At 57.6% G+C, this 25503-nt stretch carries 24 protein-coding genes and 1 pseudogene; 9 read left to right on the top strand and 16 right to left on the bottom strand.

Annotated features, from left to right (window positions below; genetic code table 11):
* The first annotated feature begins 60 nt into the window (after positions 1-60).
* Positions 61-600: a hypothetical protein gene (locus HMPREF0908_RS06755; RefSeq protein ID WP_006690720.1), complete on the top strand. Its 540-nt coding sequence runs from the start codon at positions 61-63 to the stop codon at positions 598-600.
* A 25-nt stretch (positions 601-625) separates the two neighbouring features.
* Here the strand turns inward: HMPREF0908_RS06755 and HMPREF0908_RS06760 are convergent, their stop codons facing one another.
* From HMPREF0908_RS06760 to HMPREF0908_RS06780, 6 genes are all read right to left on the bottom strand, one after another.
* Positions 626-1987, bottom strand: coding sequence for a glycoside hydrolase family 26 protein (locus tag HMPREF0908_RS06760; protein WP_006690721.1), 1362 nt, complete (start codon positions 1985-1987; stop codon positions 626-628).
* A gap of 80 nt (positions 1988-2067) precedes the next feature.
* Positions 2068-2343, bottom strand: coding sequence for a hypothetical protein (locus tag HMPREF0908_RS06765; protein WP_006690722.1), 276 nt, complete (start codon positions 2341-2343; stop codon positions 2068-2070).
* Between the two features lie 160 nt (positions 2344-2503).
* A complete protein-coding gene (locus tag HMPREF0908_RS11385) occupies positions 2504-2638 on the bottom strand; it encodes a hypothetical protein (protein ID WP_281042014.1) in 135 nt (44 codons plus the stop codon).
* A 143-nt stretch (positions 2639-2781) separates the two neighbouring features.
* Positions 2782-3399 (bottom strand): peptidoglycan recognition protein family protein, encoded by a 618-nt coding sequence (locus HMPREF0908_RS06770; protein ID WP_006690724.1) that lies wholly within the window; start codon positions 3397-3399, stop codon positions 2782-2784.
* Positions 3396-3569 carry a hypothetical protein gene (locus tag HMPREF0908_RS11040; RefSeq protein ID WP_006690725.1) on the bottom strand — a complete coding sequence of 58 codons (174 nt, stop codon included), beginning with the start codon at positions 3567-3569 and terminating at the stop codon, positions 3396-3398. The genes HMPREF0908_RS06770 and HMPREF0908_RS11040 overlap by 4 nt, the downstream gene beginning before the upstream one ends.
* 128 nt (positions 3570-3697) lie before the next feature.
* Positions 3698-5590, bottom strand: a complete 1893-nt coding sequence (locus HMPREF0908_RS06780) for a BglG family transcription antiterminator (protein WP_006690726.1) — start codon at positions 5588-5590, stop codon at positions 3698-3700.
* Positions 5591-5773: 183 nt separating this feature from the next.
* Between HMPREF0908_RS06780 and HMPREF0908_RS06785 the strand changes: the two genes are divergently transcribed.
* Together HMPREF0908_RS06785 and HMPREF0908_RS06790 are read left to right on the top strand one after the other, a co-directional pair.
* Positions 5774-6229 (top strand): PTS sugar transporter subunit IIA, encoded by a 456-nt coding sequence (locus HMPREF0908_RS06785; RefSeq protein ID WP_006690727.1) that lies wholly within the window; start codon positions 5774-5776, stop codon positions 6227-6229.
* Positions 6229-7650, top strand: a complete 1422-nt coding sequence (locus HMPREF0908_RS06790) for a PTS fructose transporter subunit IIC (protein ID WP_006690728.1) — start codon at positions 6229-6231, stop codon at positions 7648-7650. Before HMPREF0908_RS06785 ends, HMPREF0908_RS06790 begins: the two co-directional genes overlap by 1 nt.
* A gap of 348 nt (positions 7651-7998) precedes the next feature.
* Here HMPREF0908_RS06790 and HMPREF0908_RS06795 read toward each other — a convergent pair whose 3' ends face one another.
* The 5 genes from HMPREF0908_RS06795 to HMPREF0908_RS06815 form a co-directional block, all read right to left on the bottom strand.
* Complete coding sequence (locus HMPREF0908_RS06795; protein WP_006690729.1) at positions 7999-9057, bottom strand: ABC transporter ATP-binding protein; 1059 nt, start codon at positions 9055-9057, stop codon at positions 7999-8001.
* Between the two features lie 3 nt (positions 9058-9060).
* Positions 9061-10752 carry an ABC transporter permease gene (locus HMPREF0908_RS06800; protein WP_006690730.1) on the bottom strand — a complete coding sequence of 564 codons (1692 nt, stop codon included), beginning with the start codon at positions 10750-10752 and terminating at the stop codon, positions 9061-9063.
* The gene (locus HMPREF0908_RS06805) at positions 10749-11897 is read right to left on the bottom strand and encodes an ABC transporter ATP-binding protein (RefSeq protein WP_006690731.1); all 1149 of its coding nucleotides are present in this window, start codon (positions 11895-11897) and stop codon (positions 10749-10751) included. Before HMPREF0908_RS06805 ends, HMPREF0908_RS06800 begins: the two co-directional genes overlap by 4 nt.
* A gap of 68 nt (positions 11898-11965) precedes the next feature.
* A complete protein-coding gene (locus tag HMPREF0908_RS06810) occupies positions 11966-12988 on the bottom strand; it encodes an ABC transporter substrate-binding protein (RefSeq protein WP_006690732.1) in 1023 nt (340 codons plus the stop codon).
* Positions 12989-13250: 262 nt separating this feature from the next.
* Positions 13251-14612 carry an alanine/glycine:cation symporter family protein gene (locus HMPREF0908_RS06815; RefSeq protein WP_006690734.1) on the bottom strand — a complete coding sequence of 454 codons (1362 nt, stop codon included), beginning with the start codon at positions 14610-14612 and terminating at the stop codon, positions 13251-13253.
* Between the two features lie 355 nt (positions 14613-14967).
* Between HMPREF0908_RS06815 and HMPREF0908_RS06820 the strand changes: the two genes are divergently transcribed.
* Positions 14968-15687, top strand: a complete 720-nt coding sequence (locus HMPREF0908_RS06820) for a DUF554 domain-containing protein (RefSeq protein WP_006690735.1) — start codon at positions 14968-14970, stop codon at positions 15685-15687.
* A gap of 73 nt (positions 15688-15760) precedes the next feature.
* On the opposite strand, the gene HMPREF0908_RS06825 is transcribed toward HMPREF0908_RS06820, so the two are convergent.
* Both HMPREF0908_RS06825 and HMPREF0908_RS10850 read right to left on the bottom strand, forming a co-directional pair.
* Complete coding sequence (locus HMPREF0908_RS06825) at positions 15761-16267, bottom strand: hypothetical protein (protein WP_245522927.1); 507 nt, start codon at positions 16265-16267, stop codon at positions 15761-15763.
* 158 nt (positions 16268-16425) lie between these two features.
* A pseudogene (locus HMPREF0908_RS10850) lies at positions 16426-16620 on the bottom strand (nuclease); the annotation flags it as partial.
* Positions 16621-16801: 181 nt separating this feature from the next.
* On the opposite strand from HMPREF0908_RS10850, the gene amrB reads away from it, so the two are divergent.
* The 4 genes from amrB (at position 16802) to HMPREF0908_RS06845 (ending at position 21433) form a co-directional block, all read left to right on the top strand.
* On the top strand, positions 16802-18184 hold the full coding sequence (amrB, locus tag HMPREF0908_RS06830) for an AmmeMemoRadiSam system protein B (protein WP_006690738.1): 1383 nt from the start codon (positions 16802-16804) through the stop codon (positions 18182-18184).
* On the top strand, positions 18181-19011 hold the full coding sequence (gene amrS / locus HMPREF0908_RS06835) for an AmmeMemoRadiSam system radical SAM enzyme (RefSeq protein ID WP_006690739.1): 831 nt from the start codon (positions 18181-18183) through the stop codon (positions 19009-19011). Before amrB ends, amrS begins: the two co-directional genes overlap by 4 nt.
* Positions 19012-19245: 234 nt before the next feature.
* A complete protein-coding gene (locus tag HMPREF0908_RS11290) occupies positions 19246-19743 on the top strand; it encodes a PQ-loop repeat-containing protein (protein WP_006690740.1) in 498 nt (165 codons plus the stop codon).
* A gap of 151 nt (positions 19744-19894) precedes the next feature.
* Positions 19895-21433 (top strand): WG repeat-containing protein, encoded by a 1539-nt coding sequence (locus HMPREF0908_RS06845; RefSeq protein WP_245522928.1) that lies wholly within the window; start codon positions 19895-19897, stop codon positions 21431-21433.
* Between the two features lie 98 nt (positions 21434-21531).
* Here HMPREF0908_RS06845 and HMPREF0908_RS06850 read toward each other — a convergent pair whose 3' ends face one another.
* Together HMPREF0908_RS06850 and HMPREF0908_RS06855 are read right to left on the bottom strand one after the other, a co-directional pair.
* Positions 21532-22287, bottom strand: coding sequence for a creatininase family protein (locus HMPREF0908_RS06850; protein WP_006690742.1), 756 nt, complete (start codon positions 22285-22287; stop codon positions 21532-21534).
* A 106-nt stretch (positions 22288-22393) separates the two neighbouring features.
* A complete protein-coding gene (locus tag HMPREF0908_RS06855; RefSeq protein WP_006690743.1) occupies positions 22394-23038 on the bottom strand; it encodes a GntR family transcriptional regulator in 645 nt (214 codons plus the stop codon).
* A 290-nt stretch (positions 23039-23328) separates the two neighbouring features.
* Between HMPREF0908_RS06855 and HMPREF0908_RS06860 the strand changes: the two genes are divergently transcribed.
* Positions 23329-24765, top strand: coding sequence for a purine-cytosine permease family protein (locus HMPREF0908_RS06860; protein WP_006690744.1), 1437 nt, complete (start codon positions 23329-23331; stop codon positions 24763-24765).
* 118 nt (positions 24766-24883) lie between these two features.
* On the opposite strand, the gene HMPREF0908_RS06865 is transcribed toward HMPREF0908_RS06860, so the two are convergent.
* Positions 24884-25315 carry a hypothetical protein gene (locus HMPREF0908_RS06865; protein WP_006690745.1) on the bottom strand — a complete coding sequence of 144 codons (432 nt, stop codon included), beginning with the start codon at positions 25313-25315 and terminating at the stop codon, positions 24884-24886.
* Positions 25316-25503: the final 188 nt, after the last annotated feature.

Here is a 25503-nt window from a genome sequence, read left to right on the forward strand (position 1 = left end):
TGTAACGATGAGTATCTATGCCGTCCATCAGTGAAATGAGAAGATTTCGGAGGAAAACACATGAAAAGGCAATGGCTTTTCCCACTCGTCTGCACCCTTACTTTATTCCTCTTTGCGGGAACGGCGCTGGCGGCGCCGCAAAAATCCGTCCCCATCCCCCTGCGCGATGACATCAGCTATGACGCCTTCCTCACGGAGCTAAACAGCTGGCTTTCCAGAGAGGAATTTCACATTGAACTGTCCGCGCCCGAATACACTGCAGAGATCTCTGAGGACGGCTTTACGGCCTATCTTGCCTCTACACCCAGCACCACGCAAGTCGCATTTTATACAAGAGATGGTCTCCTGTACCGCGCAGTGACGCTCTACCGACCGGACAACAAAGAGATGACGGCAGATGCAACCAAGCTCATCACCGCAATCTGTCTCACAAACGGGCTGACCCCGGACAAAATGATGAAGCTCTTTCAGCGTCAAAAAGTCGATGACAAAACGCAGCTCGGACGCGTATACTGCAAAAAAACACGGAAAGACATTTACATGATGTCACACCGAATGGACGAGCATGTCGTAGCCGTCGGTGTATACGCACTGGACTAGTGCGAATCGATGGCGTTTCTATACATCATCTTTGCACAGGCACAGGCAATCCCCGCCAATCTCCGAGGCCGTCGGCGAAGAGCGAGGTCTCCTCATTATAGTAGTCGATGAATCCGTCGACGAGCTCGTGGCCGCGCGTATCGCTGACCATGAAGGGCTGGTAGAAGTTCTTCTCCTCCTGCTCAAAGTTCGCCCACGTCATGAGATACGGGATATGATGACGCCGCGCGACGGCTGCCACGGCACTCGTCCAATGCGGATCGTCATTGCCCCTGAGCGCGAGCCCGCCGCCGTTTTTATGAACGCCGACCTCGGTGAGCGCGGGGAGTTTGCCGTGCGCATCCGCCGCGGACACAACCAGCGCCGCCGCATGCTCGAGCCGCTTCAAAAAGGCGGGCGTATCGTTGTCATCGTCGTAGAAGTCAAAGCCGAATACGTCCACGTACGCATCGCCCGGATAGCGGTCGAGATAGTCCTCCGCCGATGAGAACGGCGCGTTCGGCGCATAGACGTAGAGCACATTGTGCACGCCGCGCACATCGCGCAGATAGTGGACCGTGTACTGCCAGAGCGCAGTATAGTCCGCGCCGTCCGTCCCCGCTGCGCCCCACCAGAACCAGTCTCCGTTGTGCTCATGGAGCGGGCGAAAGAACACGGGGATGCCGCGCCTCTGCATGCGCAGCAGAAAATCCGCGACCATATCGAGGTAGGCCGTATAGACCGGGTGCAGATCGCCGCCCGGAACGGCGCAGTGCAGAACATGCCCCGAGAGATCGTCCGGCGAATAGCCCGAAAAGTCATAGCCGCCGCCCGCCTGCGGGCGCTTGGCCGCGCGCGCAAGGTTGGGGATGTGCATGGAGAGCGTCAGGATCGCGCCCTCGTTCGACGCCTCCGCCGCGATCCGCTCGAGTTTGTCCGCACAGCTCATGCCCGCTGCGCGCTCCGCATCGGTCAGCTCCAGCTCCTCGCCCGTCAGCGAGAGTGCGTCGAGCCCGACGATCCCTGCGAGTGCGCCCGTCATGTCCTTCGTATCGGAGTTCGTACCGCTGTCGATGCGAAAAAATTTATGATGCGCGTCGTTCTGATGTCCGTAGATCGTGTACTGCAGGCGCCCGAGCGCTGTAAGATACGCATAGAGCCGGCGCGTCTCCGCCGTCGCCGCCGCATCGGCGAGATGCACCGTACGCGGAGCAGCGGCGCGGAGCGTCTCGAGTGCCGGTGCGTCGCGGCGCGCCTTTGCCGCGTCGGGCAGAACCGTCCGCGCCCGGTAGACAGGATCCGCCGGATCGTCCACGGGATGTGCGGCGGCAGAGAACGGCATAAGACCGAGCAGTGCCCCGATCAGGGCACATGTGCGCATTGCCCCGGCAAAAGCGGAATATATCATTCGATTTCCTCCTTTGCAGATATTATAGCACAAAAAAACACCCGCCCCCGTAGGAGTGGGTGCCCTATGATCTCCGAATATCAGGTATTCTTCGCAATGATCGCGCCAACGACAGCGCCTGCGATGGCGGCCGTAGTCATGCTTCCCTTCGAGTAGCGCTTGCTGCCGCTCTTGCGCCGTCCGCCCCATGCGAGCTGCTGAACATCATCGCGTCCGTCAAAGCTCGTGTACGACGCGCGCTCTGCCGGTACACTGAGCGCGTGCGCGGATACCTCGGCCACGCCTGCGGCACCGTAGCTCATGGCGCCGACGATCGCGGCGATCGCAGTCCGCTTCATCATCTTTGTTGTCATCATGTGAACCACATCCTTTCAGACGGCGCTGCCGTCAACCTATCACGGTTTCTGGGGATAGAATACGATGTGCATATGGGAAATGGATATAAAATGAATTTAAGTTCTGTTAGGACTTACTGCTAATTTTTATGGCTGCATAAAATGACGGGAGGATACGGCGTCAGCTTATCGCATCGTCCGCGGCCAAAGGGGGATCGATCAGAGCGGGCAGGAAGATGTCCGTTGAGAGCAAGGCGAACGCCACAACTGTGCTCAGTATGACGAGGAAGGAATGCCTGCGTTTTGTTCGTTCCATGATCATCCCTTGATTTCCCCAATAAAATGACCGCCGGTCATATTTGCTGAATGCATTATATGACTGACGGTTATTTTTATGGATCGGAATTTGTGGGGTGCCGTGATCATATATGAGGGTCCTCCCAGCCTTGGCAGGACGGTCTACTTGTGCTGACGATACCACTGTGCCTTTCCTCGAAGCACGTCGCCGCCGCGCGTGCCGTCCTTCGCCCACGGGGCGAAGGCGGGGCTCTCCGCTGTACCGAGATACTCGAGGTCCCAGCGCTCGCATGTCGTGCGCGGTCCATAGGGCGCATGAGCGCGCACGCCGTCCTCGTTATCGGCGGCCTCGCCGTGCGTCAGGACGCGCTCCTTATCGATCGTCAGCCAGAGGCCGTCGGCGAGTGCCGTCACCGCCATCGCCAGCCCCTCGATCTGCGCGGCCGTCGGCGGCTCGCACCCGAGGTCGTCCGTCGTCGCACCGACGCAGCCGAGGAGGGCGATGCTGACGCTCCCGCTGTTGCGCCGATAGGTCGCGGCAAGTACATCATCGAGTACGCCGTCCCCGATGACGTAGATGCCGCCGTCCGCATCGACCTGCACATGGTAGTCCGCGAAGAACTGCCCGTAGTGCCCCGCCGTCCAGTGCAGGTAGAGCTTCGTCTCGCGTGCGCAGCGCGCGGCGGCATAGGCGAGCGGCAGGCGGTACGCCGCCCCGAGAAGGCGCAGCTCACGGCAGGTCACGCGCCGCATGGCAGACGCAGGAAGCACTGCACTCATCGCGTCCCCTCCTTTTCCCCGCGCATCATGACCGTGCGCCCGAGAAAGCCGATCAGCCCCGACGCGATATTGCTCGTCAGCTCTGCGCTCCCATAGAACACGGAGAGAATCGCGACGATGACCAGCCCCGTCCCGACCATCCAGTCCACACGCGGCAAATTGTTTCGCATAAAAAATTCTCCTTTCCTGTCTCACATTCACCTCTATCGAGAGTAGTTGCAGTGAAACGAGAAAAGGAGAGTTGCTTCCCCAAGGCAATTATATCATATTTACCGGCAAAATCACCAGAACCAGCACATCAGTCCATCTGGCATACCTCGTCTGCAAGAGCGGAAAATATGGTGCGCAGTTCGTCAAAAGTCGGGCGCTTAATCAATCGCCGCACTAGTGTCCTATTGGTAAGAAAACGACCGATCATCTTGTAAAATTGAGGAAGGTCACGGTCTCCGCCGTCCTTCATAGAGATGAGAAAGAGGATCTGCGCATCCTCCTCCCCCCATAGGATCGGCTGATTCAATACAGCGACAACGACAAAGCTGCGCTCCCCCATGGGGCGCGCAGGATGCGGCGTCGCCACGAGGTTGCCGAGTGCTGTCCCGCCAATATTCTCCCGCTCTATGACTGCATCATAAAAATCCTGTGGCAGCTCTTCTACCGCCTCTGCCGCAGCGCATATCTTCCGCAGGGCATCCTCCCGCGTCGCTGCACTCACCTGCGGGAGAAAGAGCTGCTCCGCAAAGTACGCAAGCATTGCCTCCTGACGATCGTGAATCAGGTGTGCACGAAGGTCACCGCCCGCCTGCCACGGCAGGACATCGCCCAGCTCTATGACAGGCACAGGCAGCGTCTCACGAAGGGGAATGGTCGAGAGGATATAGTCCGCCGCTTGAAGATCAGTATCGGAGAAATCCGCCGCTTCATAGGTGCCAATCACCTCAAGATATTTTCCGTAGTTCTCTTCGATGGTGTGGGCGAGCAGCATTGCCGCCCCTTTTCCCGCACCGCAGACGATGAGGACGCGTTTTCTGCGCTGTGCACGCATGCGCTCAAGGGCGACATGAAAATACAGCGCGATATAGCCGGTCTCATCGGCAGAGGCCTCACAGCCATATGCACTGCGCAGGATGCCGCACGCCACATTTGCCATCTCATACGCCAGCGGCCCGCCCTCGCGAATCTCCCTGCCGACGGGATTCTCCTGCTGCATCCCACACAGGAGACGTGTACGCAGCGGGATCAAGTGGGTTGAAAGGCTGGCAATCAGCTCGAAATCATGCGAAAAATCATAACAGAACGTACGCTGTACGGCGGCGAGCATCTCCATGACTACCGCATAGACATCTGCTGCCGCCGTCGATGCCTGTTTCCACGAGAGCACCTTCCTGCTCATCAGCAGGAGCAAAATATAGCGACACTCACCCGCAGAGAACCGCATCCGATACTGTGTCTCCATAGCAACGACAACCGCCCGCGACAGCGCCTCATCCTGCGGTGCAGCGGGCAGTGACGGAAGAGCCTCATCCCTTATCTCGTGCCCCTGTCGCATGCGTTCGATCGACACATCGATATGCAGAACAAAATCCTGAAAGGAGTATGCCGCCATACGGCAGTCATATTGCTTGAATATTTCCTGCAAAACGCGGCCTGTTTGCTGAACTTCCTGATGCAGAATGCCGCCATCTCCCGCAAGGATCCTCCGCTTCATCCGTACCAGACAGCGGCGGATATCCTTCTCCGCCCCTCTGATCGAGAGCCCTGCGTAGGGCTGATGGACGAGACTCAGATCATACATACCGAGCAATGCGCGCACGCCGCGCAGATCCTTCTTCAGCGTGGAGCGGCTGATGTGGAGTGCCTCGCAGAGATTATCACTCTTGCACGGAGCAGAACTGTAGAAGAGCGTTCGAATGATTTTCCCGATGCGGACTTCCGACGTATCGCCGAGGATCGTATCGCCGCTGCCGAGCGCATCCAGAAAGTGAAGGAAGCGCGCGCGATCGTGCACGTCGAGCGTCACTCCATGATGTGTACGCGCAACGAGCTGCGCTCCATGCTCCAGCATCATTTCATTCAGCCGTGTGATGTCATCATACACCGTGCGGACGGAGATCCCCAGCTCCTCCGAGAGTGCCTTGTAGGTAATGAATTCATCCTCTGGCATAAGCAGCATCAGCTGCAGCCATCGATTCATGCAGGTTCCTCCTCCGTCACTTTTTGTAAATTATAGCGCATTTTCCCTCCATTCGAAAGTACCCGCTCTGTTTCCTCAGGAGAAGGGGCACGACTTCCGAACCCTTTACGGAATTTTTCGAACTGGAGGTTTGCACGTATTCTGATATACTGACCAACGAAAGGCAAAAAAGGAGGCGTTTCTATGTTTCATGAAAATCAGCTTGTTTTTTTGGAGGACTCCTTCTCCTCCAAAAACGAGGTCATTCACCACCTTACGCATCGGGAAAACAGTGCCGTCCGGGACGCTGACCAGTATGAGCGTGACGTGCTGGAACGGGAAGCATCGTTCGCGACTTACACGATCGATGGCGTTGCCATGCCGCACGCGAAATCAGAGGGGGTCAGTACACCGTTTGTCGCCTTTGCGCGACTCAAGACACCGGTACGCTGGGGGACAGAGGAGGGCGAGGATGCCCGCATGGTCTTCCTCATCGGCGTGCCAAAGGTCGGCAGTACGGCAGATAACAATCTGCACCTGAAGATCCTTGCTGCACTCAGCAAGAAGCTGATTCACGATGAGTTCCGTGCGCAGCTCTCCACAGCCAACTCCACGAAGGACATATACGCGCTGCTGCAGGAAATTGAGGGGGCATTCTAATGAAAATCGTCGGTATTTCTGCCTGCACCGCAGGCATTGCGCACACCTATATGGCGCAGGAAGCACTTGAGCAGGAGTGTAAGAAACGCGGCATCGACTGCAAGATCGAGACGCAGGGCGGCATGGGCATCGACAACGAGCTCTCCCAAGAGGAAGTCGATGCTGCCGATGTCGTCATCCTCGCCGTCGCCGTCAGTGTCGAGATGGCCGATCGGTTTGACGCGAAACGCGCGGCGGGCCGTGTGATCGAGGTCAGCCCCACGGAGGCGATCAAGCAGACCGCCGCACTGATCGACCGCGCAGAAAGCGTCGCGGCAAGCGCACCGCAGGAGGCGCATACCTCGGGTACCCGCGCGGCGAGTCCTGCCCCGGAGGAAAAAACCAGCCTCGGCACCGAGCTGTTCCGCTATTTCAACACAGGTATCTCCTACTTCCTGCCGGTCATCATCGCCGGTGGTATGATGTTCTCCTTTACCCTCATCACAGGCACGGTGGAGGACGGCCGCATCATTCCGAGCAATCAGTTCTGGCAGAATGTATACGATCTCGGCATGGCAGGATTTGCCATGATGGTGCCCGTGCTCTGCGCCTACATCGCTTATGCCATCGGCAGTAAGGCGGCAATCGCTCCTGGCTTTATCCTCGGCCACGCCGCCAACACCCCTATGGGCGAGTCCCATATTGCTACAGGCTTTCTCGGGGCGCTCTTCCTCGGCTTCCTCGTCGGCTACTTCGTCCGTTGGATGAAGAAAATCGCCGTCCCCGAGGTATTGCAGCCCATGATGCCGACCTTCATCATCCCTCTGGTAACGACATTCGTACTAGGTATCTTCTATATTTACCTGCTAACCGTCCCACTGAATGCATTCGTTCAGTTCATGATCCACGTCATGTATCAGCTGAATGGTGCTGGCGCATTCGCCCTCGGCATCGGCATCGGGCTCCTCGCAGCAGCAGATTTTGGCGGTGCGTGCAGCAAGGCGGCAACAGCATTTACCCTCGCACTAATGGCAGAGGGGATCCTCGGACCAAACGGTGTATTCCGTATGTGTTGCGCCATTCCCCCGCTCGGAATGGGACTTGCCTCCTTTATCCTGCGCAGCCGCTATGATGCGGCAGATCGTCAGCTCGGCATCTCCGCCCTTTTCCTCTCGTCGGCAGGCATCACGGAGGGTGCTATCCCCTTTGCGGGCAAGGACTTCCGCCGTACATGGATCGCATGCGCCATCGGCACCTCCATTGCAGGCGCGATTGGAATGCTCCACGGCATCACCTCCATCGTCGCGTTCGGCGGCGTCGTCGCCATCACAGGCGTCGTGGACGGGAAGCTCTGGTATGTGCTCGATATGCTGCTCGGCGCAGCCATCATCGTCCTAATTCTCTTCTTTACAAAGCCAAAACTTGACGCGACAAAGGAATAATTCCTGCAGCTCACAAAAGCACCTCTGAACGAAGTTATCTCCTTCGTACAGAGGTGCTTTTTCCATTACTCATAGAAACACCGACTGCATCTTATCAGCGATCCCTCTATTTTCCTACTTCATAAACCGCCGCCCGCGCTCGAGTTTCTCGAAATAGCGGCGCGTCTCGTAGACGACGACCAGCCCCGTCCCGACCATCCGGTCCACGCGCGGCAGATAGTTTCGCATAAAAAATCTCCTTTCCTGTCTCACATGTACCTCTATCGAGAGTAGTTGCTGTGAGACGAGAAAAGGAGAGTGGGTTATATTGATCGTTTTCGGATGGACAGAGGAAAGGGATTGCCCCTCTCAGTCCTCGTACCAGAATGGGCGCAGGAGGCGCACCGCACAGTTCTCGCCCTCGGCGGGTCCCTGCTCGCGGCGTCCTTTCTGCACACGCAGGAACTGGCTGCCAATCTGTATCTGATAGTCGATGATCTCACCGAGATAGGACTTGCGCGTCACGATGCCGTGCAGTGCATCCGTCGCCTCTGTCGGGGCAAAATCGATCTCAGACGGACGGCTGGCGAGAGATATCGCAGCTGCACTGCGCAGCTCCTCCGGCGGCACGAAGGAAGTATCCAGCGGGTGTCCCTCGAGGACAGGCCGCCCGTCCTGCCACGATGCCTTCAGGAAGTTCGAGAGGCCGATAAAGCTGAAAACAAATTTATTGGCCGGATGGTTATAGACGTTGAGCGGCGTATCGATTTGCTGCATGACGCCATTCTTCATCACGAGGATGTAGTCCGAGAGCGCCATTGCCTCCGACTGATCATGTGTCACGTAGATGATGGAGAAGCCGTACTTCATCTGCAGCTCTTTGATCTCAAAGCGCATCTCCTCACGCAGATGCGGGTCGAGACTCGAAAGCGGCTCATCGAGCAGCATGACATCGGGATTGATCGCAAGGGCTCGGGCGAGTGCCACGCGCTGTTTGCCGCCGCCCGAGAGGAAGTCCGGGCTTCCTTCCGCTGCCGACAGGAGATTCGTCGCCTTCAGTGCCTCGGTGGTACGCTGGCGGATCTCCGTCTCGGGGAGCTTGCGGATACGCAGAGGAAACGCCACATTCTCATAGACCGACAGATGCGGCCAGACGGCAAATGCCTGAAACACCATGCCGAAGTTCCGCTTCTCTGGCGGCAAATAGTGATTTTTCTTCGGTGAGGAGAGCAGGCGGTCGCCGACCCACACTTCCCCCTCGGAAAGGTCCTCGAATCCTGCCACCATGCGCAGCGTCGTTGTCTTTCCGCAGCCCGACGGGCCAAGCATGGAGAAGCAGCAGCCCTTTTCGATCTCAAAATTGAGGTGATCGACGGCGGTGACGTCGCCGAATCGTTTGGTCACATCCACTAAACGCACATACGACATACCTTACACCCCCGCCTTTTTCGTGAAATGATTGATGATCGTCTGACCGATGATGATGATGATGAGCGCAATGCCCGCCAGTGCCGCCGACATGACCGTCTCACCGTCCTCGTTCAGCGTATAGATCGCGACACCGATGGTGCGCGTCGTCGGTGCATAGAGCATGATCGATACGGTCAGCTCACGCAGTGAGGGCAGGAAGATCAGAAAGAACGCGGCGAACATCCCCGGCCGCACAAGCGGCAGGACAACATCGCGCAGTGACTGCCACATCGTCGCCCCGCAGGCACGCGACGCCTCGACGAGCGAGTCATGCACCTGCTCCAGCGCGGCGGAGTTTGCCTTGAGAGAAAACGCCATGTAGCGGGCGATGTAGGCGACCAGGATGATCCACACCGTATTGTAGAGGTTGATGCCGAACTGCCCGCTCCACGCGAGGATCACACCGAGCGCAATAACCGATCCGGGAACAGAGAACGGCAGCATCCCGAGGAACTCGAGAATACCCTTGCCGCGCACCTTCATCTTGACGATGACATAGGAGATCATGACGCCGGCAAACATGGTAATGACTGCCGCCGTGAAGCCGAGCGTCACGCTGTTGAAGATCGCATCGCGCGTGACCTTGTAGTCGAACAGGATGAATTTGTAATTATCCAGCGACAGATTACTGAGCGCAAACGAAAGCCCATAGGTTTTGAGACTGCCGACCAGGAAAATAACGGCTGTCGGCAGCAGGATTGTAAAGGCGATATACGCGAGGCAGAAGATGAGGAGCGGATAGCGCAGCCCGCGCAGTTTCAGCTCCATGGGGCGGAAGCTCTTGCCTCCGATGATCTGATAATGTCCCGAGCCGAGGATCCTGCGCTGCAGCCAGATGATGAACGCCGCCGTGACAACGAGCACCGTAGCGAGCACTGTTCCCGTACGGATCGCATCAAAACTGCCGCCGCTCTGATGGATGCGCTCATAGATCAGCGTCGGGATATTATAGATGCCGTTCTCGATGCCGAGGACGGCCACCGTGCCGAAATGCGCCATCGAATAGAGCATGATGAGAAGCGCCCCCGAGAGAATACTCGGCAAGACGAGCGGGATCGTGATCTTTCGCGTGATCGTAAAAAGCCCCGCGCCCGAGATGCGCGCCGACTCCTCGAGCGTCGGATCCATGCGCTCAAGGGCGCCGCACACCTGAATGAAGACAAACGGGAAAAGGTACATGATCTCCACGCCGCTGATCCCGTAGTAGGTGTAGATATTGAAGATGGGGCCCGAAAAGCCGAAATGATCGATAAAGAATTGATTGATAAAGCCGGCATTCGGCGAGAGCAGCATCTTCCACGCGAGTGCGCCGATAAAGGACGGCAGCATAAAGGGGACGAGGAACATTCCTTTCATGAAGGTCTTATGCGGTAAATCCGTCCGTGTGACGAGCCACGCGAAGAATGTCCCGACGATCGTGCTGCCCACTGTGGTGCATGAGGCAATGATGAGGGAGTTGAGCAGTGCCTGATACGTCTCAGGCTCCTTGAGGATATCCAGCGCGCTCGAAAAGTTGAACGATCCGTCCACCCAGAATGCGTTGAAGAGAATCAGCAGAACCGGGAAGGCTACCACAATGACCAGAATGGCAATGGCAAGGAACAGGATCACCTGCGCCATACCAAAGCTCTGGGGACGACTCACAGCACTCATTTGCCCACCTCTTCTTTCAGCTGATCCGCACCAAACCAGAGCAGGCTGAGGAATTTCACCCGACACGGATCTCCGGCACGAAACATCAAATCATCGCTGATGGCACGATGTGTCTCAATACTCGTGCGCAGATGCGTCCCATCGATCTCGATCAGATAGTCCATCGTCGCACCGAGGAAGTTCGCGCGGCGCACGATCCCGCTCAGCCCGTCTCCCGTACGAGAAAGCATGACATCCGACGGGCGGAACCCTGCTGCCCAATGATCGGCATCCCCCTCCGGCAGCTCAGTATCGATGCGCTGCGTGCCGTCACCGACAAAGAGAAGGTCCTGCTCACGCCGTACCGGAAGGAAGTTCGCAATCCCCATGAAGTTAAACACAAAGGGATTCGCTGCCCGCTCAAAGATCTCCCACGGCGTACCGATCTGCTGAATGCCGCCGTGCTCATCCATGATCGCTACGCGGTCAGAAATCGCGAGCCCGATCTCCTGATCGTGCGTCACGTAGAGGACAGTGACATTCAGCTTTTGCTGCAATGCCTTGATCTCAAAGCGCATCTCCTCGCGCAGATTGGCATCCAGATTCGACAGCGGCTCATCGAGGAGTAGGAGCGAGGGCTTGCCGACAAGTGCACGCGCGAGCGCGACGCGCTGCTGCTGGCCGCCCGAGAGCTCCGACGGCAGGCGTTTTTCCAGCCCCTTCATCCCGACGATCTCCACCATCTCCATCACACGCGTACGGATCTCGTCCTTCGGACGCTTCGCGATCTTGAGCGGGTAGGCGACATTGTCAAAGACCGTCATGTGCGGCCATACCGCATAGTCCTGGAAGACGAGTCCGATGCCGCGGCGCTCCGGCGGTATCTCCACTTGCTCCGCAGGGTCGGTAACGAGTGTATCGTCCAGATAGATCCTGCCCGCATCCGGGGACTCGAACCCTGCAATCAGGCGAAGCAGCACTGTTTTCCCGCAGCCCGAAGGCCCAAGCAGGGTAAAGCACTCTCCCTTGCGTATCGTCAGTGACAAATCGGCTAAGACATGGTGATCGCCATAGCTTTTACTGACGCCCTCCACACGGATAATATCCATAAAGCCCTCCTCCACACGGCACAGGGTACCGCGCACAATATTTTCGTGCATCCCCATATACTGAAAAGGGCGGCGGAATGAACTGTTTCATTCCACCGCCCTCACAGGAACGACCGATTTCGCAGCTACTTCTTACCGATAATCTCTGTGAACTTCTTGATCGTCTCCTCTTTCTGCGGGAGGATCTCCGTATAGTTCACCTTAATGGCGCGCTGGAGGGCCTCTGCCGGCTTCGGCAGACCGAACTTCTCCGGCATATCGACATCGTTGCGGACAGGAACGGTTCCCTCGTTGGCGATCATCTGCTGTGCCTCACTGCTCAGCAGATAGTCGACGAACTTCTTGGCCGCATCCATGTTGTTTGATTCCTTGAAGATCGCCACGGGGCTCGGTACAACGAGCAGCTCGGGCGGATAGGCAAGGGCGACATGTGCGCCCTTGTTGACCTTATTGTTCGTGATGTAGTCAACGCCCAAGCATGCGGCGAGCTCGCCCGAGGAGGTGTCATCAATGACCTGTCCCGCGCCCTTGCCGATACGGGTCTGGTTCGCGGCCAGTTTTTCAAAGAACTCCCAGCCAAACTGCTTCTGCAGGAGTGCAATACTCATATACGACGTTCCCGAAAGAGCGGGGTCAGCGATGCCAAATGCATTCGTAAACTCCGGCTTCGTCAGATCACTCCACTGCGTCGGAGCAGTCGAGATCTTGTCCTTGTTATAGGTGATGCCGAGCGTTCCGAGACGTGCTGCCGTGAACGTGCCGTCATAGTCATCGAATGGATTCACGAGCTCATCGAAGACAGTGGGCTTGTAGTTCTCCAGCACGCCGTCTGCCTTCATCTTATAGAAGTCAGGCACTTCACTCGTCCAGATCACGTCTGCGAGGATGTGCCCGCTCTGTTTCTCCGCCGCGATCTTTGCCATCAGCTTGCCCGCACCCGCTGACTGATAGTCGACCTCGATGTCGGGATACTTCTTCTTAAACCCTTCGACGATGCCGCCGATCAGCGACTCCTTCATCGACGTGTAGATGACCAGCTTGTTCTTTCCGTCACTCGCAGCATTCTGCTGCGGACCGCCGCCGCATCCCGCTGCGAGCAGGGTGCACAGCATCGCCGCCAAGACGGTGAGAATACTCCATTTTCTCATACATTCACCTCATTAAATAAACAGCCGCTCCACGCATTCTTCTTTCCCCATGAACAAACGAGAACCTCATGAAAGAAATTTGAATACGTCAATTCTATATGTCACATTATATTCCTGCCTATCTCTTCTGTCAATTAGCACGATTTACATTTTTTAGCAAGCGCTGATGAAATGAAATCCTTCATGATGTTGTAAACTTCATCCATACTTAAAAAAACTGCTGCACAAAGCTTTCCAGCTTCGTACAGCAGCCCATTCACATTTACTTCATAAACCGCCGCCCGCGCTCGAGCTTTTCAAAGTAGCGGCGCGTCTCGTGGACGACGACGCCCGAGAGAGCGATGAGCGCGATGAGGTTCGGGATCGCCATGAGGCCGTTGACGATGTCGGCGAGGACCCAGATCGCCTCGAGTTTCAGGAAGGCACCGCAGGCGATGAGCGCGATAAAGACGAGGCGGTACGGCAGGATCGCACGCACGCCCGCGAGGTAGAGGATGGCGCGCTCGCCGTAGTAGTTCCACCCGAGGATGGTCGTAAAGGCGAAGAGAGCGAGCGAGATGGTGAGCAGTGCGCCGCCGATGTGCCCGTACGCGCCCGTGAATGCCGCGCCCGTCATCGCCGCGCCCGCCGTGTCGCTCTGCCATGCTCCTGTGAGGACGAGGACGAGCCCCGTCATGGTACAGATGATGATCGTGTCGATGAAGGTGCCCGTCATGGAGATCAGGCCCTGCTCGGCGGGCTCCTTCGTCTTTGCCGCCGCCGCTGCAATCGGCGCAGAGCCGAGACCGGACTCATTGGAGAAGACGCCGCGTGCGATACCGTTCTGCATCGCCATCATGATCGTGGAGCCCGCAAAGCCGCCTGCTGCCGCCGTGCCGGTGAATGCCCCGTCGAGGATCAGGCCGATCGCCGCGGGGATTCCGTCGATGTGCATCGCGATGATGCCGACGCTGATCACCACGTAGAGAACCGCCATAAAGGGAATGATGCGCGCGGCGACCTCGGCGATGCTCCGAAGGCCGCCGATGGTGATCGCCGCGATCAGCACCGTGAGGGCGATATCCGTCACGAGACGCGGCACGCCGAAGGACAGCTCTGCCGAGTCCACAATGGCGTTGACCTGCGGAAATGTCCCGATGCCGAAGAATGCGACGAGCACCGCCGCACACGCAAAAAATCCTGCGAGCGGGCGATATTTCTCCCCCATGCCGTGACGGATGTAGTACATCGGGCCGCCTGCGATCTCGCCGCGCTCATCCGTCGTACGATACTTCACGGCGAGCAGCCCCTCCGCATACTTTGTCGCCATGCCGAAGAACGCCGCCATCCACATCCAGAAAATCGCACCGGGGCCGCCGACCTTGACCGCCGTCGCGACGCCGACGATATTGCCCGTACCGATGGTCGCGGCAAGCGCGACGCAGAGTGCCTTAAAGCTCGACACGTCGCCCTCTCCGCGGTTTTTCGCGCGCAGGATGAGCGCGAGCGCACGCGGCAGGCGGCGCACCTGGATCAGCGAGAGACGCAGCGTCAGCATGATGCCTGTCCCCACGAGCAGGACGATGAGCGGCGCCCCCCAGAGGAAGGAGTCCACCGCATTCAGTACGGGAAGAAACGATTCCATACAAGATCCCTCCGAAAAAAATATGCGCACATTTTACCATGATAAAGTGCTAAATGTCTATGGAATCTGTATGTATACAGGAATCAGTGTGCCCCCACCACCGCAAGCGGTCCCCCTCCCCCGTCATACGGGGGAGGCTTCGGGGAGTAACGGCATAATAGCTTCCCCATCTACGGGGAAGTGGCGAGCGCAGCGAGCCGAAGGGGGCGTGCCCCCCTTCGGGGGATCGGCCAGATGAGGCGCTGCCCCCCCCCTCCACCATTGATACGGATCGTCACATCACATATCTTCATTTTACATCCACCGTGAAATGGAGTAGAATATACCATCACGAAATGGGAAAAGGGGTGGGACGATGCTCCCCGGTATCGGAATCATCGCCAACGTCGCCGCCATCGCGCTCGGGGGCATCCTGGGGCTCGGCTGCGGCCACTTCATCGCGGAGCGCGTACAGGAGACGCTGATGCGTGCCTGTGCGCTCGCCGTGATGTTCCTCGGGCTCGACGGCACGCTGCGCACGATGCTCAGCGCCAATGCGGACGGGCAGCTCGCGCTCGGCGGCATCTACATGATGATCACGAGCCTCATCGTCGGCGGCCTCGTCGGCGAGCTGCTGAACATCGAGGTGCGCATGACCGCGTTCGGCGCGTGGCTGAAGCGCGTCTCGGGCAGCGCGGGCGACACACGGTTTATCGAGGGCTTTGTCACCGCCTCGCTCACGGTCTGCATCGGCGCCATGGCGGTCATCGGCTCGATCAACGACCGCCTGCTCGGCGACCCGTCCGTCCTCTTTACCAAGAGCGTCCTCGACGGCGTCATCATCATGCTCCTCACGGCGACTCTCGGCAAGGGCTGCATCTTCTCCTCCGTCTCCGTCGGGCTCTTTCAGGGCGTGATCTTCGCCCTCGCGGGGCTGCTCACCCCCTACATGACGGACAGCGCCCTCGCCGGGCTCAGCTGCGTCGGCAACATCCTCATCTTTGCCATCGGGACGAATCTCCTCGGCCTGCCGAACATCCGCGTTGCGAATTTCCTCCCCGCCCTCGTCATCGCCGCCCTCCGGGGGATGGTGTGAGTGAAAAACAGCCTTCTGCATCATGATCGATACAGGAGGCTGTTTTCATACATATGTCGACACATCGGTCGAATCACTCCGATCCGACAATTCCAATCGAAGTAATAAAGCCCCTTTGGGCGGTGAATGCAAGCCCTATGTGATACTGGTCACGGTAGACGAAGGTCTCTTTCCCATTTTCTGCTTTGCTGTAACGATACGGTTTGCCGTAGATGCGCAAAATCTTGCTCTGTGGGTCACCGACGGTCACGCCTGCCGGCGTCGCGATGCCGTTCTGCGCATCCGTGTTGATGAACTCGGCACGGTCCCCAATAAACATCACTCGAAAAGACGTCCCATAGGTATACGTATCTATCATGTCATTCCGCGCATCACTCCACTCCGGCTCTGTCCGCGTGGTCGGCGCACCATATATCTCCTCGACCTCCGCGCGCGTTGTTCCCGCCATAATACCGCCAAGTGCAATGTCCGAATAGTTCAGAACGTGCCCATCCCGATTGATCTGGTTGATGCCCGCTGCCATAGAAATTCCTGTCAGGGCGAACATGAAGACCGCCAACAGGATCAATCCCTTTTTCATCTCTCTCATCCTCTCTGTCCACTTACTGAGAAACCATCGATATCATTAGTATAGCATAAAAACCATCAAAAGAAGCAGAGGCTTCCATGTCTCCTGTCGAATCCATATCCACAAGAGGTACGGATAACATGAAGCATGTCAATCTGAGAGGCTCTCTATCAGCGATTCCCTAGAATCTCCGCACACGTCAAACTACTCGACGCCTCGATTACCTCGACAGGGACGTTCAGCTTGAGCAGCGAGCGTGACCTGTCCAGCATTCCCTCACAACGCCCCTCTTCCAGCTTCTTCTCACCAAATTTTTCCATCAGTTCACACATAGCATTGACCCCCTCTGCTTCTGCCTGAAGGAAGCACTGATAAATTCAGCACCGCCGTGCGATAAAAGTAGCCATGCCGCTGGAACGTTGTTGGTAAATGATTGGCAGATTTAATTTTCATCTGCATTGTATACGAAGGACACCATGAAATCATGCAGGGCTTTTCTCCTGTACATCGAATAAATACAGTAGTATTTCGTAAGGAGGTCTTTCCATGTCCATCGTTGCCGCATATGCCGTACCGCACCCGCCGCTCCTCCTGCCGGAGGTCGGGCAGGGCGAGGAGCGAAAGCTCCAACTGACACTTAACGCTTATGAACGCGCGATGAAGGAGGCGGCAGAGCTCGCGCCCGCGACGGTGATCGTTGCGAGCCCGCACACGGTGATGTACGCAGACTATTTCCACATCGCGCCGGGCGAGATGGCGTCGGGGGACTTCGCCGCGTTCGGCGCGCCCGATCTGCGCGTCATGGCGGACTACGATGAGCCCTTTGCCAAGGAGCTCGCAAAAGCGGCATCCGCCGAGGGGATCGCGGCGGGCGGCGTCGGCGGACGGGGTGCCGCGCTCGATCACGGGGTGATGGTGCCGCTCTCCTTCCTTGAGACACACACGACGGACTTTCGTCTCGTGCGCGTCGGGATCTCGGGGCTCTCGCCCAAGGAGCACTACGTGTTCGGCCGGTGCATCGCCCGCGTGGCGGAGGAGCTCGGACGGCGGGCGGTCTTTTTCGCGAGCGGTGACCTCTCCCACCGTCTGACGCCCGACGCGCCGCGCGGCTTTGCGCCCGAAGGGCCGCGGTTTGACAAGGCGTGCATGAAGTACCTCGAGGAGGGCGACTTTCTAAAACTCCTGCGCATGGATCCCGCGATCTATCAGCCGGCGGCGGAGTGCGCTCTGCGCGGGCTGTGGATGCTGGCAGGCGTGCTCGACGCGCGTGCACTGAAGATCAAAAAGCTCTCCTATCAGGGGACGACGGGCGTCGGCTATGGGCTCGTGTCGTTCAAGGTGACGCGCGAAGATCCGCGCCGCAGCTTCGTGGAGCGATATGAGATGCTGGAGCGGCGCGCCCGCGAGGAACGCCGCGCGACAGAGGACGACTACGTGCGGCTCGCCCGCCGCGCCGTGGAGACGATCGTCCGCACAGGGAAACTGCCGCCCGTACCTGCAGAGCTCCCTGAGGAGATGACGGGGCGCGCGGGGGTCTATGTGACGCTCACGCGGGACAGTGCGCCGCGCGGAACATACGGCACGTTCGAGCCGTCGGCAAAGAACATCGCCGACGAGATCACGCGCAATGCCGCACACGCCGCACGAAACGACACCCACGTCGCCCCCGTGACGGAGGAGGAACTGGACACGCTCGACATCACGGTCGATGTGCTCAGCGAGCCGGAACTCGTGGACGGCGCAGATGCGCTCGACCCGAAAACCTACGGCATCATCGCCGAGTCGCGCGGGCGCAAGGGCGTCATGCTCCCCGCTGCCCCCGGCACAGAGACGGCCGAGGAGCAGCTGCGCGCCGCCCGCAAAAAGGGTGGCATCCCCGAGGACGCCGAGATCCGCATCTGGCGGTTCACGTCGGAGCGTCACGCGTGACGGCGGTCTGCGATCTCTGTCCCCACGCCTGCCGCCTGCGTGCGGGTGAGACGGGGTTCTGCCGCGCGCGCACGAACGTCGGCGGCGTCATCCGTCCAACGAACTACGGACGCCTGACCGCGCTCGCGCTCGACCCCATCGAGAAGAAACCTCTGTATCACTTCCACCCCGGCCGCGCGATCCTCTCCGTCGGCAGCTATGGGTGCAATCTCGCCTGCCCGTTCTGCCAGAACGCGGACATCGCAGCAGCAGACGCCGCCATACCGACGGAGAACGTATCGCCCGCGCGTCTCGCTGCCCTCGCACAGGAGCTGAGCGCCGCCCCGCACGGCAGTCTCGGCGTCGCGTTCACCTACAACGAGCCGCTCATCTCCTATGAGTACATCATGGATACGGCGCCGCTCCTCCACGCGGCGGGGCTCGCCGTCGTCCTCGTCACAAACGGCATGATCTGTGCGGAGCCGCTCGCACGCCTCCTCCCGCACGTCGACGCGATGAACATCGACCTCAAGGGCTGGCGCGAGGACTTCTACCGACGGCTCGGCGGCGACCTCATGACCGTGCGCGAGACCATCACGCACGCCGTCCGCGCGGGCGTCCACGTCGAGGTGACAACCCTCGTCGTCCCAGAGATGAACGACAGTGCCGAGGATATGGACGAGGAGGCACGCTGGCTTGCCTCGCTCTCACCCGACCTCCCGCTCCACATCAGCCGCTACTTTCCGCGCCACCGCATGAACCTGCCGCCGACACCGCTTGCCGTCATCGACCGCCTCGCCGCCGCCGCCCGCCGCCATCTGCGCTGCGTCCATCGCGGGAACTGCTGATACCGCCTGCGCAGCACAGAGGTTTATACGCCTGTGATCAAGGCAGGAAAAAGAGCCTGCGATACGCCGAAGCGAGGTCAATTCTCATTCATTTCCAACGGAACTTCCCACTTTACGGGACGTTCAACCCTTTCTTTTTCTCACGCGCCGTGCTAAAGTGAACAGAACGCTGGGTATGAGAGAAGCACATCGCGCAGCCGTGCTGCACACACCTGACGGGGAAAGGGGGTTGCCATGGAAGAACAAAAGAAAGCCGAAACGGTCGCAGAGACCGTCGGAAAAAAAGCGCAGGCGGCGGCAGATACCGTCGAAAAGAACGCCGCCAAGGTCGCGGCGACGGTCGGAAAAACAGCCGAAGCCGTCGCAGATACGGTCGGAACGGATGCCGTCAAGGTCGGAGAGACCGTTGGAAAGCATGCCATCGAAGCCGGAGAGACCGTCGGAAAACACGCGATTGCCGTCGGGGAGACCGTCGCCAAGAACAAGATGTCGACGCTCGGCTCGGTCGCATCCGCGCTCTCGATCTGTATGTATGTGTCCTACATCCCGCAGATCATCGGGAATCTGTCGGGGCATCCGGGCGACTGGATCCAGCCGTCCGTCGCATTCGTCAACTGCACCCTGTGGGTCATCTACGGACTCTTCCGCAAGAAGCCCGAGTGGCCGCTCGTCTTTGCGAATGCGCCCGGCATCATCTTCGGCCTGACCGCCGCGATCACCGCGCGGATGTAAATGTACAAAACCCCGTACACCTCCCCATGATGTGCGGGGTTTTATATGCGACAAAGATTTTCATTTTATCCATTTTCATGGCAGGAAAAGCACTGATTCTGCGCGAATAACAGCAGGATAAGAGAGTTTTCAAGAATGAAGGGGAATGAATATGACACAGAAGAAGACGCCGCGTCTGCGCACTGCCATCGCCGCGCTCGCTGCCGCAGGCCTGATCGCGGCACAGATGCCTCACGCCGCCGCCGAATCCATCCACGACAACCCGCTCTACACGGGGATGGGCATCCTGGTCGACCGCGGGCAGGAGCCGTCCGCCGCCGTCCATGCGGCACCGCTCGCCCTCGTCAAGACCGCAGGGAAATGGGGCGCCGTCTCGACGACGGGTGCCGCCGTGATCGCGGCTGAGTACGATGAGATACGTCCCTATGCAGAGGGCTATCTCCTCGTGCGTCAGGGGAAGAAATGGGGCGTGCTCCGCGCGGACGGCAAGCAGGTCGTCCCCGCCGCCTATCGTCACATCGAGGAGCTGACAGAGGATCGCATCGTCGTACAGGATGCGGACAAGAAATGGGGCTGCTATGGGACGGACGGCACGCTGATCCTCCCCGTCGTCCACCGCGACATCGTCCCCTATCATAACGGCGCGGCCCTCGTGCAGGGTGTGGACAAGCGATGGAGCTTTTACCGCGCGGACGGCTCCCGCCTGACGGAGAAGTCGTACGCCTATGCGGGTATCTTCTCCGAGGGGCTGGCGAGCGTCATGGAGGACAAGAAGCACGTCGGCTTCATCGACAAGACGGGCGCAGAGGTGATCGCGCCGCAGTACGCCTCGGCGAGTATTTTCTCCGAGGGACTGGCCGCTGTCGAGGTCGGGGGCAAGTGGGGCTTTATCGACAGGACGGGCACGATGGTGATCGCGCCGCAGTATCGGGACATCCCCACAGGATTCAGCGAGGGGCTGGCCGCCGTGCGCGGGAAGAAGGGGCTCGCCTACATCGACAAGACGGGCACGCAGGTCTTTGCCGCGCCGTACGACAGCGCACTGCCCTTTCATGACGGGCTCGCCGAGGTGCGCCGCAAGGTAAAATCGACGAATTTTCTCGGCGCGGTGTTCACCATCGTCGCCGGCACAGCAGGCCAGTACATCTATGACCCGCTCATGCTCGACGATGAGAATGTGAAGCGCGGCTACATTGACAAGACGGGCACGATGATCGTCTCGATTAAGAACGACTACAACAGCACATTCGTTGACGGCACGGCACTCGTCAAGGTAAAGAGCCGCTGGGGCTGCGTTGACCGCACGGGGGCATATCTCGTTCCCGCAAACTACCGCATGATGCGCCGTTTCTCCGAGGACCGCGCCGCTGTGCAGGATACGGCGGAACTGTGGGGCTACGCAACAAAGGACGGCAGTGTTGCCATCGCGCCCACGTACAATGCCGTGCAGGACTTTCACGAGGGGCTGGCCGCCGTCGTCAAGGGCGGAAAAGCCTTCTTCATCGACAAAACGGGGCGCGTCCCCTTCCTCACGCCGAGCACAGTGACGGAGCTCGGCAGCTTCGCCGCAGGGCTTGCGCCCGCCAAGGTCGGCGACAAGTGGGGGTACATCGACCACAACGGCAATATGGTGATCGCACCGCAGTACGAGGACGCGGGCATGTTCTTGGTCGGTCAAACGAAGAAATAAGAGCACAACAGGCTCTCTTTTCCCACAGGCTGTATGTAGATGAGATGCGTAAAACCCCCGTTCACCAATAATGGTGAACGGGGGTTTCGTTATGCCGACTACTTTTGATCCGCTTCAAATTGCCAATCTACCGCATCGAGAGCCTTGATCGTCTTCGTGCAGTACTCAATCAGCACCTTGAACATCTTTTCGCCTTTCTCCGCTGTCCCCTTGGTCGCATCACCAGTCTGCGCCGTGTTGGTGAGCTCGGAGAAGTCCCACTTGATCCCCATAAGCTCAGGGAGATTCTTCGGTACGCGGCAGGTTGCCTGCTCTGGCTCGCACCATTCGGGGAACAGATAGTAGGCAATTGAGGTCTCGCCTTCACCTGCATGCCCAAGGCCATTCCAGACCTCGAATGTGCCTTTAGGCAGGAGCTCACCAGCCGTAACCCACCACTGATCCAGTGCTGCAATGCGTGCACCTGGATATTTTTCCTTGATCTTACGTGAGGCCACCTCAATCGGTGCGATGTTGCCATCGTGTCCGTTAATGATAAGAATGGTATCTATGCCATTACGAAGTACCGACTCCACAATATCGTAGATAACCTGCGTCACCGTATCATACTGCAGGGTCAACGTAAAGGGGAATGAATCATAATGTCCGCTGTACCCGACGGGGATCGGCGGAAGTACCAGCATATCGCCCAATTCATCTGCAATCGCTTTGCCCAGCTTATAGGAAACGATCGTATCGCATCCCTCTGCCAGATGCTGTCCATGTGCTTCACAGGCGCCAACAGCAAGAACGGCCTTCTTAAAATGCCCTTCTTTTACCTGATGTGCAGTCATTCTCCACAGTTCATTCAACATGACATTGCCTCCTCACATCATATCATGCAGACAGCTCATCCATCACAGAAGTGCGCTGTCATCTATACTGTAACGAGAGCGTCCTCTCATCATCAGCCGGTTTCTATCATACCATGTGCTCTTTTCGCTCAATAATATTGATCTGCTGCGCAGAGAGCGCAAGAGCCGCCGACAAGTCCCGTCTTCGGATTGCCTCTACGATAAGTTTGTGTGCCTCCAATGTCTTTTCAACACCGATATATTTCATATCCTCAATCAGATCTCGTTGAAGAATCGCCAACACATTGCGCAGCACATCGATGAGATACTCGTTTTGCATCACTGCGGCAACGCCAATATGAAATGCTGTATTCACACGGTGATATTCCTGAATCCACTCCGGATCTGACGTGTCCACCCGCGCACTAGCCAGCACATCGAGCTGCCGAATCTCCTCCTCATCAGCGTACCGAACTGCATGCTCTACTGCCGCTTGTTCCAGGATATTGCGGAATTGATAAAGCTTTCGCAGCTCCTTCAGAGAGAGCTTCTTCACCATATATCCCTTACGCGGAATCTTACTCAGCAGCTTCTCTTGACATAGAACGGCAAGTGCCTCTCTTGCCGGTGTCTTGCTGACCCGATATTTTTGAGATACTTCGGCTTCTGTGATAAACTGCCCATCCGCGTATGTACTGGAGCAAATCTCCTTGCGCAGCGCATCCAAAACAGACGATGTGATAGAACATTTTCCGGCTTGTTCAACCCCCATAGCACACCTTCTTATGCTGCATTCAGAATAATCGAATCTTTTCCAAGTATACCTGGATTGAGGCGGGTTTGCAAGTGTAAAATATCTCTCATATATCTTGCAAATTCTTCCAACAGTTTAGCGATCTTTTATTGACATCCGTTTCTTTTTTACGTATCATATACTGTAAATAATATGAAAAATATATCACAAAGATATTTTTCGTATATTTTATCGATATGGGTCACCCAGAAGAAATGTTCCTTCTCCAGACCACATATCTCTCAATGGCAGGCTAAGGAGGTACAGTGATGGAAAAAAATCCTTCGATTAAGGAAAGCACTCTGCGCAACGACGCTGCCGACGATCAGGAGTTTATGTCGGAACCCGTTCCCATGGACAAACGACATTCAACAAAAGATCAGGTCATGGTCTGGATCGGTTTTGGCTACGTTGTTACAGGTCTTGTCGTGGGCGGACAGATTGGAGGTCAGGGCGGTGCAGGGCTGCCGCCTCTTGCCGCATTTCTCTCCGTTGCACTCGGAATGGGCTTCCTTTTCCTCTTGACATCCTTCATCGGAATCGCCTCGCAGAAGACAGGCTACAATCTGTCTCTGCTCTGCCGGTTCAGCTATGGCGAGCGTGGTTCTACCCTGCCGCTCGCGATGATGGCAATCATGACACTCGGTTGGTTCGCCAGCATTGCCGGCATGATCGGACAAATCTGGGGCGCATGGATCGGAAATCCTTCCGGTGTGATCGTCTTTGATCCGAGTGCCCACGGATTCCACGGGGTAGCCAAAATCACGCTTGAGGAGTTCCTCTCGACTTTCATTTGGGGTCTCATCTTCACCTATACTGCTGTCCGCGGAATGGGGGCAATGGAGAAGGTCGCCAATATTTTCGCGCCGTTCATCATGATTGTTGCCATTGTCATGGGTTTCGTCTATATTTCACAGGCAGGCGGCGTATCCCCATTTCTCACCAAAGCAGGAATGCTGAGCGGTATGAGCATGGGAACCGCCATTACTGCCGTTGTTGGCAGCTGGATTGTAGGTGCGATCATGGGCGCTGATTTGTTCCGATTCAACAAGAATATCAGTGCAGTTTGGTGGTGCTCTGCTGCGTGTTTTATCTTCACGAATCCAATCCTGAATGTTGTCGGCTATATCGGTGCTGTTCAGACAGGCGATTTCAACTACGTGATGTATATGCTGGGGGTCAGCATTCCTGTCGCAATCCTGGGCGTCATTGTATGGACGTCTGCACTCTGGACGACGGACAACGGCGAGCTCTACTGCAATGCACTCTATACGGGGCCGGTGCTCCGCTCATATGGGTTCAACGTGGAGCGCAAGCAGGTCGTTATTGTCATCGGTGTCCTCGGGTCGATTCTCGGCAGTCTTGCATTCTATCAGCTCTTCTTCGCAGACTTCATCAATGTGCTCGGCATTATGGGACCGCCCATCGCATCTCCGATTCTGGCGGATTACTTCGTATCCGGACGTCATCGGAAATACAATGCTGCAGCACTGGCGTACCAGCCCGCCATCCGTTGGGCAGGCCTCCTGTCCTTTGCCATCGGTGCCGCAATCGCCCTCTACTGCTCATATGGCGTAACGCTGCCCGGCGAGTTCCCATCCGGTGTCTTTGCGATGATTGTCTCCTTTATCGTCTACATCGTCATCTACCGATTTCTCCCAGATGCCGTTGCAGACCAGCGCATCTTAAAGCAAATCAACGGATAAGCGGATCGAGATTTGATTGTCCCCATATTGCAACTTTCCTCAAATACACAGACTCCCTGCTAAAAAAGCACGGCTTTATCGCTAAGCCGTGCTTTTTGATTGTCTCCGCCGCACCATCCTACTCCAGAAGGTGCGGCTCGATGATAATGCGGCGTACGCCATGCCGGCGGAACTCCTCGGCGAGCTCCTTCGTGGTGAGGCTCATCAGCGCCAGCGAGGTGGCGAGCACCATCTTTTTCATGTGGACGCTCCCGTCGTAGAAAAATGACCGGCTCACCGTCCCGTCGTGCAATACGATCTGCATCTTGCCCGTATGCGAGACGGGGCTGCGCACCCAGTGATGGGTAAAGCGCACCTCACGGATCTGATCGAGCGCGTATGTCTTCTCGTGCATCCCCGGGAAGGAGTAATAGTATACGGTCAGGCGTCCGTTCTCAAAATGGAGGAATTTTTTGGTCGCTCCGCCGCTCAGCCCGCGGTACATCGACCACAGGGCTGCGCCGCATGCCACCACGCCGAACAGGATCAGGACAAACATCGATGTCATCATCTTTCGCCATACCTCCTAGGGAATGCCTGTGACCGAATCACTTTGACCGTCATGATAGCATCGACGGATTAGATTCGTCTAACGAAAAAGCACGGCCTTGCCATCTGCCGTGCTTTTTTGATGGAATCAACCGTCACCGTTCATCGCACCGATGGAAAAGTGATGCGTGAAGTGCTGTGGAGGATCGC

It is taken from the genome of Centipeda flueggei ATCC 43531, assembly GCF_000160695.1.
Classification (GTDB): Bacteria; Bacillota; Negativicutes; order Selenomonadales; family Selenomonadaceae; genus Centipeda; species Centipeda flueggei.

Bases quoted from the DNA above. Each gene is read 5' to 3' on its own strand.
- HMPREF0908_RS06755 (WP_006690720.1), top strand. From the start codon at position 61: ATGAAAAGGCAATGGCTTTTCCCACTCGTCTGCACCCTTACTTTATTC.
- HMPREF0908_RS06760 (WP_006690721.1), bottom strand. From the start codon at position 1,987: ATGATATATTCCGCTTTTGCCGGGGCAATGCGCACATGTGCCCTGATC.
- HMPREF0908_RS06765 (WP_006690722.1), bottom strand. From the start codon at position 2,343: ATGATGACAACAAAGATGATGAAGCGGACTGCGATCGCCGCGATCGTC.
- HMPREF0908_RS11385 (WP_281042014.1), bottom strand. From the start codon at position 2,638: ATGGAACGAACAAAACGCAGGCATTCCTTCCTCGTCATACTGAGCACA.
- HMPREF0908_RS06770 (WP_006690724.1), bottom strand. From the start codon at position 3,399: ATGAGTGCAGTGCTTCCTGCGTCTGCCATGCGGCGCGTGACCTGCCGT.
- HMPREF0908_RS11040 (WP_006690725.1), bottom strand. From the start codon at position 3,569: ATGCGAAACAATTTGCCGCGTGTGGACTGGATGGTCGGGACGGGGCTG.
- HMPREF0908_RS06780 (WP_006690726.1), bottom strand. From the start codon at position 5,590: ATGAATCGATGGCTGCAGCTGATGCTGCTTATGCCAGAGGATGAATTC.
- HMPREF0908_RS06785 (WP_006690727.1), top strand. From the start codon at position 5,774: ATGTTTCATGAAAATCAGCTTGTTTTTTTGGAGGACTCCTTCTCCTCC.
- HMPREF0908_RS06790 (WP_006690728.1), top strand. From the start codon at position 6,229: ATGAAAATCGTCGGTATTTCTGCCTGCACCGCAGGCATTGCGCACACC.
- HMPREF0908_RS06795 (WP_006690729.1), bottom strand. From the start codon at position 9,057: ATGTCGTATGTGCGTTTAGTGGATGTGACCAAACGATTCGGCGACGTC.
- HMPREF0908_RS06800 (WP_006690730.1), bottom strand. From the start codon at position 10,752: ATGAGTGCTGTGAGTCGTCCCCAGAGCTTTGGTATGGCGCAGGTGATC.
- HMPREF0908_RS06805 (WP_006690731.1), bottom strand. From the start codon at position 11,897: ATGGGGATGCACGAAAATATTGTGCGCGGTACCCTGTGCCGTGTGGAG.
- HMPREF0908_RS06810 (WP_006690732.1), bottom strand. From the start codon at position 12,988: ATGAGAAAATGGAGTATTCTCACCGTCTTGGCGGCGATGCTGTGCACC.
- HMPREF0908_RS06815 (WP_006690734.1), bottom strand. From the start codon at position 14,612: ATGGAATCGTTTCTTCCCGTACTGAATGCGGTGGACTCCTTCCTCTGG.
- HMPREF0908_RS06820 (WP_006690735.1), top strand. From the start codon at position 14,968: ATGCTCCCCGGTATCGGAATCATCGCCAACGTCGCCGCCATCGCGCTC.
- HMPREF0908_RS06825 (WP_245522927.1), bottom strand. From the start codon at position 16,267: ATGAAAAAGGGATTGATCCTGTTGGCGGTCTTCATGTTCGCCCTGACA.
- amrB (WP_006690738.1), top strand. From the start codon at position 16,802: ATGTCCATCGTTGCCGCATATGCCGTACCGCACCCGCCGCTCCTCCTG.
- HMPREF0908_RS11290 (WP_006690740.1), top strand. From the start codon at position 19,246: ATGGAAGAACAAAAGAAAGCCGAAACGGTCGCAGAGACCGTCGGAAAA.
- HMPREF0908_RS06845 (WP_245522928.1), top strand. From the start codon at position 19,895: ATGACACAGAAGAAGACGCCGCGTCTGCGCACTGCCATCGCCGCGCTC.
- HMPREF0908_RS06850 (WP_006690742.1), bottom strand. From the start codon at position 22,287: ATGTTGAATGAACTGTGGAGAATGACTGCACATCAGGTAAAAGAAGGG.
- HMPREF0908_RS06855 (WP_006690743.1), bottom strand. From the start codon at position 23,038: ATGGGGGTTGAACAAGCCGGAAAATGTTCTATCACATCGTCTGTTTTG.
- HMPREF0908_RS06860 (WP_006690744.1), top strand. From the start codon at position 23,329: ATGGAAAAAAATCCTTCGATTAAGGAAAGCACTCTGCGCAACGACGCT.
- HMPREF0908_RS06865 (WP_006690745.1), bottom strand. From the start codon at position 25,315: ATGATGACATCGATGTTTGTCCTGATCCTGTTCGGCGTGGTGGCATGC.